Here is a 1,181-nt window from a genome sequence, read left to right on the forward strand (position 1 = left end):
TCGTTGTCGGTTGAAGCCACCGGATCAGGTGTCGTGTCGCAGGCGGGATCGGTGCTGCTGCTGAGCGCTGCCGAGGCGACCGACATCTCCGGTTACTTGTCGGCGGCGTTGTCGCCGTGGCGGAAGCCGTTGGCTCATCACGATCCCGGCAAGGTCGTCCTCGACCTCGCGGTTGCCCTCGCGCTCGGCGGCGACTGCCTGGCCGATATCGCGCTGCTGCGTGAACAGCCGACCGTGTTCGGCTCGGTCGCCTCGGATCCGACTGTGTCGCGGCTGATCACCACCCTCGCCGCGGATGCGCCGGGCGCGCTGCGCGCCATCGATGCCGCACGCGCCGAAGCCCGAAAGAACGCATGGTCACGCGCCGGGACGGACGCGCCCGACCACGGCATCGACGCCGCTCATCCGCTGATCATCGATCTCGACGCGACTTTGGTCACCGCACACTCCGACAAGCAGGATGCTGCACCGAACTTCAAGCGCGGGTATGGCTTTCATCCGTTGCTGGCCTTCGTCGACCACGGCGAGACCGGAACCGGAGAACCTGTCGCGATGCTGCTGCGCCCCGGGAACGCCGGATCGAACACCGCCGACGATCACATCGCGGTGGTTCGGGATGCGCTGGCGCAGTTGCCATTCACCACCGACAGTCGTGTCGGTCGTAAAGTTCTGATCCGCACCGACGGGGCCGGCGGCACGCACGCGTTCCTCGACTGGCTGACCACCCAACGGCTGTCGTATTCGGTTGGGTTCGGCCTTACCGACGCCATGGTCGCAGCGCTGGAATTGGTTCCTGCCGATGCGTGGTCACCGGCCTACAACGCTGACGGCATGGTCCGTGAGGGCGCCTGGGTCATCGACGCGACCGGCGTGTTGAGCCTGACAGGATGGCCTGCGGGAATGCGGGTGATCATCCGTCGGGAACGTCCGCATCCGGGTGCGCAACTGCGGTTCACCGATGCCGACGGGTTGCGCCTGACTGCGTTCGTCACCAACACGAAGAAGGGTCAGATCGCCGACCTCGAGTTGCGGCACCGCCGCCGCGCCCGCTGCGAAGATCGCATCCGCGTCGCGAAAGACACCGGCCTGCAGAATCTTCCGCTGCACGGATTCGACCAGAACCGGATCTGGGTCGCGATCGTCGGACTCGCCTTGGAGCTGACTGCATGGATGCAGCTGCT

At 66.2% G+C, this 1,181-nt stretch carries 1 protein-coding gene; it reads left to right on the plus strand.

The features are described 5' to 3' along the window. Positions 1-1,181: IS1380 family transposase (locus tag ACHIRB_RS31170; protein WP_395127857.1), on the plus strand; the 1,181-nt coding region annotated here is incomplete at both ends.

Origin of the sequence: Antrihabitans spumae (assembly GCF_043944905.1) — a bacterium.
GTDB lineage: Bacteria > Actinomycetota > Actinomycetes > Mycobacteriales > Mycobacteriaceae > Antrihabitans > Antrihabitans spumae.